Annotated in this window: 6 protein-coding genes; 3 read left to right on the top strand and 3 right to left on the bottom strand. The window is 64.1% G+C overall.

What is annotated here, in order from left to right; translation table 11 throughout:
- Together MJD61_13430 and MJD61_13425 are read left to right on the top strand one after the other, a co-directional pair.
- On the top strand, positions 1–390 hold a 390-nt coding region (locus tag MJD61_13430), incomplete at its 5' end, for a tetratricopeptide repeat protein (GenBank protein ID MCG8556272.1).
- A gap of 149 nt (positions 391–539) precedes the next feature.
- Positions 540–1,100, top strand: a complete 561-nt coding sequence (locus MJD61_13425) for a Uma2 family endonuclease (GenBank protein ID MCG8556271.1) — start codon at positions 540–542, stop codon at positions 1,098–1,100.
- Between the two features lie 212 nt (positions 1,101–1,312).
- Here MJD61_13425 and MJD61_13420 read toward each other — a convergent pair whose 3' ends face one another.
- A complete protein-coding gene (locus MJD61_13420) occupies positions 1,313–1,576 on the bottom strand; it encodes a hypothetical protein (GenBank protein ID MCG8556270.1) in 264 nt (87 codons plus the stop codon).
- A gap of 61 nt (positions 1,577–1,637) precedes the next feature.
- Between MJD61_13420 and MJD61_13415 the strand changes: the two genes are divergently transcribed.
- Complete coding sequence (locus tag MJD61_13415) at positions 1,638–2,141, top strand: Uma2 family endonuclease (GenBank protein MCG8556269.1); 504 nt, start codon at positions 1,638–1,640, stop codon at positions 2,139–2,141.
- A 73-nt stretch (positions 2,142–2,214) separates the two neighbouring features.
- Here the strand turns inward: MJD61_13415 and MJD61_13410 are convergent, their stop codons facing one another.
- Together MJD61_13410 and MJD61_13405 are read right to left on the bottom strand one after the other, a co-directional pair.
- Positions 2,215–2,901 (bottom strand): hypothetical protein, encoded by a 687-nt coding sequence (locus MJD61_13410; GenBank protein ID MCG8556268.1) that lies wholly within the window; start codon positions 2,899–2,901, stop codon positions 2,215–2,217.
- Positions 2,888–3,316, bottom strand: a complete 429-nt coding sequence (locus tag MJD61_13405; GenBank protein ID MCG8556267.1) for a DUF6036 family nucleotidyltransferase — start codon at positions 3,314–3,316, stop codon at positions 2,888–2,890. The genes MJD61_13410 and MJD61_13405 overlap by 14 nt, the downstream gene beginning before the upstream one ends.
- Positions 3,317–3,496 lie beyond the last annotated feature (180 nt).

Here is a 3,496-nt window from a genome sequence, read left to right as displayed (position 1 = left end):
GGTGCCGATACCAACCGCGGTGCCGATACCAACCGCGGTGCCGATACCAACCGCGGTGGCGGTTCCGCGATAGTCCGCTCCGGGGCCGACCCCCGAGAACGGGCCCTTCGGACGCTGATTGCGGCCCACCAGAAGGCTCCCAAGGACCATCACGTCATGGCACGACTCGCCGCGAGATACCTCGAGCGTGGCCAGGGGTCGGAGGCTCTAGCTCTAACAAGGCAAATGGTGCGCAAGCGCCGCAGGCGCGCGCGCTACTGGATCCTCCACGGCGATGCTCTCAGAGCCTCCGGCAGGCCGACGCAAGCTAAACGCGCCTGGCAGCGTGCGCTGCGACTAGCGCCCGACAACCGGATCGCCCGCCGCCGCCTTGTGGCGCGCGCGCTCTAGCGACGCCCTCTCCAGGCCAGCTCTCGTGAGGTCGAGCTTGTCACGAACTCCTCGTGGGCCCGCAACTCGTTGGCAAACCACGGCAGAGCCGAGGTCCTGACCCCCGCCGGTTTGCGATGCTCGTGGTCTCCCGCGATACTCCGAACAGCATGACTGCTTCTGTCCCACTGCGGGTGGTTCTGACGTACGAGGACTACCGGCGCTTGCCCGACGACGGCCGGCGTTACGAGCTCTTTGAAGGAGAAGTCTACGTGACCCCCGCGCCGCTAGTGGTGCATCAGCGCATCTCCCGCAATCTGGAGTTTCAGCTTCACCGCTACGTGCAGCAGCACGGCCTCGGTGAAGTGCTTGATGCCCCCGTCGATGTAATTCTGGGTCGAACCACGGTTCTGCAACCCGATTTGCTGTACGTTTCCCGTAAACGTGAAGCCATCGTGACCCGCCACGGCGTCGAAGGCCCGCCCGATCTCGTCATAGAGATCCTTTCGGATAGCACACGGGAACGCGATCGTGGCGTCAAACAGCAACTGTATGCGCGCCACGGTGTCGCTCACTACTGGATCGTGGATCCGGCCACCAAGACCGTGGCCGAACACGTGCTCGAGGAAGGGGGGTATGTTCTGTTGCGCACCTACGTAGCCAACGATGTCATGGCCCCCGCCCTGTTTCCCGAGCTAGCCATCGATCTCGCGACCGTCTTCCCCCCGTAGCAATCCAACCTGGACCCCACCGCTGGCCGTGATCGAAGCTCTGGCACACGAGCCGCAGGATTGGCTCGCACCGCGCGCGATCGCTCGGCGGACTGGTTGAAGCGGGTGGAGGGCTGCGGGACGCCCGCGGCGAGCGAGTGTACACAAGGCCCGGGAAGAGGCCGCGACTTGGTATGCCCGGTTCGAGAGCGAGGATTGGATGTCGCTGATCCCTACGCTGCCTTGCGATAGAGCTCACTGGCGGCGGACAGGCCCTTGGCGTGGTGCTGGCCGCGCCGCTCGCTTTCGAGACGGATCAGCTGCACTTGACCCACCATGCCGAAGAAGCGGCGCGCGTACTGGAGCACGCAGGGCAGGAACTGCTTGGGTTCGAGCCGCAGTTGCTCCAAGAGCGCTTCGGGCAGGCCCCGTCGAGGCTCGCACGCCGGGACATGGTAGACTCGAATGATGTCCGATGCGGCGCCGCGGTTGGCCACATACGAAGATGTGCTTGCCCTCCCGTCCGAGTCGCGCGCGGAGATACTTGCTGGCCGGATCGTGACCGCGCCAGCTCCCCTGCCAAGGCACTCCAAGGCCCAGCGCGCCCTGGGTGGCTTCGTCGGAGGACCCTTTGACGATGATGACGGACTGGGTGGCCCGGGTGGTTGGTGGATCTTCATCGAGGTCGACGTGCGCTTTAGTCCGCACGATGTGGTGCGGCCTGATCTCAGTGGTTGGCGCAGAGAGCGGCTGGCCAACCCCGCCGACCAGCGGCCGATCGACGTGGTGCCGGACTGGATCTGTGAAGTACTTTCGCCTACCACCGCAGCGCAAGACCGTGTGACCAAGCGGGATCTCTACGCGCATCACGGCGTCGGTCACTACTGGATCGTCGACGTGGAGGCCCGCACCCTGGAAGCGTTCGCATTGACCGCCGGACGCTGGATCCTGCTTGGGAACTACGACGAGGACGCCAACGCACGTATCGAGCCCTTTACCGACATCGAGCTCGCGATCGGTCGCCTGTTCCTGCCACCGCGGTCCGAGCCGTCAGAAACGTAGCCATCACAGCATCGTCTGAAGCCTGGCAACATCTCTGAATGTAGAGGAATGAGCGCGGCCGTGGCTCCGATGATCACGCCACCGACGAGACGAGGCGATAGTCGATAGCCACGCTCCGTGCGGTCTCATAGGTAGACGCGCTGATGCGGGCCAGCTCCGACGGACTGAGGGATGAGTCGTGTTCCAACTGCGCCCAAATGTCAGCTCGGTAGTTGGGTCCTTGGATGACGCGCTGGCGATACGTGGGATGGCGCTTGAGGAGCGACGACGGGGGATCGACGTCTTGTGGCCGCGAGCGTAGAAGGCGCGAGTGAACCGCCAACGGGCCGCCGGCGAAACGCGGGTCATGTCCATGTCGAGCGATGCTGAGGCGCGTCAGTTCGTCGTCACCCTCAGGAGAGAGTCCTCGGGCGTCGGAGAGTCTCGTGAGTGCTCGCCAACGCGCATCGGACCGGCCAAGCCAATGTCCGATCGCCGCCCACCAGGCTAGAAGCAACTCGTCGCTAGCGGTCAGTCGCACAATCCGCAGCAGTTTGGGCACGTTGACTCGCCTGCTGTGCTGTTCCAGCCAAGCGCACAACACGCCCCATGACCTGTAGCCGCTCGGCATGCTGTCGGCCGCGAGCGAGACGAGGGTCAGCTCGATGTCCGCCGGCTCGACCCAGCGGCGTCGCGGTCCCAACCTGAGCCCACAGCTGCGTAAAGCCGCCTCGAGCGCGTTTCCGCGCAGCAGCGCGGGCGTGGTTCTAAAAAACGCCATCGAGGCCCAGTTCCTCACACAAGCGCTGCATTTGACGTTTGGCCGCCGGAATCCAATAGACCTCTCGGCTCTCATCGTTTCCCTCGTACTGCTCGACGAAGGGCCAAGCGCGTCGCAGCTCATCAAGCGTTGGACGCAGTGCAATGCAGTCCTCATAGTCCACACCGCGATCGACCAGCGCGACGAGCTTAGTGCACAGGAGGTCCAACCGCCCCAGCGTTCGGAGACAGAAGGCTCGCGCCGCTTCGCGAATGGACTCGGGGATTTGCGGGTCCAGAACGTCGCAATCATCCGTTGTTCGGGAAACAACACCTAGCAGGGACAGCGCGGCGCCTCCAATTACGACCGCCTCGTAACGCAGGCCTTGCTCGGCAAGGTAGGCGTCGAACTGCGGGACAACTTGCTCAGGGTACATAGTACTATTTTAAATAGTACAGACTCCGGCCAGGTCAAGTCGCACGCGAGGTAAGCATCCCGCGGAGCGCATCTGGCCGTGGGCGGGGTGGGCGAGGCAAGCTCCTTGATGAAAGGAGCGGCGGATGGGCAATGGAGCGAAGGAATCTCAGAGGAAGCCGCGGATGAGCCGGGCGGCTGG

Source organism: Pseudomonadota bacterium (assembly GCA_022361155.1).
Classification (GTDB): Bacteria; Myxococcota_A; Polyangia; order Polyangiales; family JAKSBK01; genus JAKSBK01.
The sequence above is the reverse complement of the archived record's forward strand: the minus strand, read 5'-3'. Positions and strand labels throughout refer to the sequence as shown.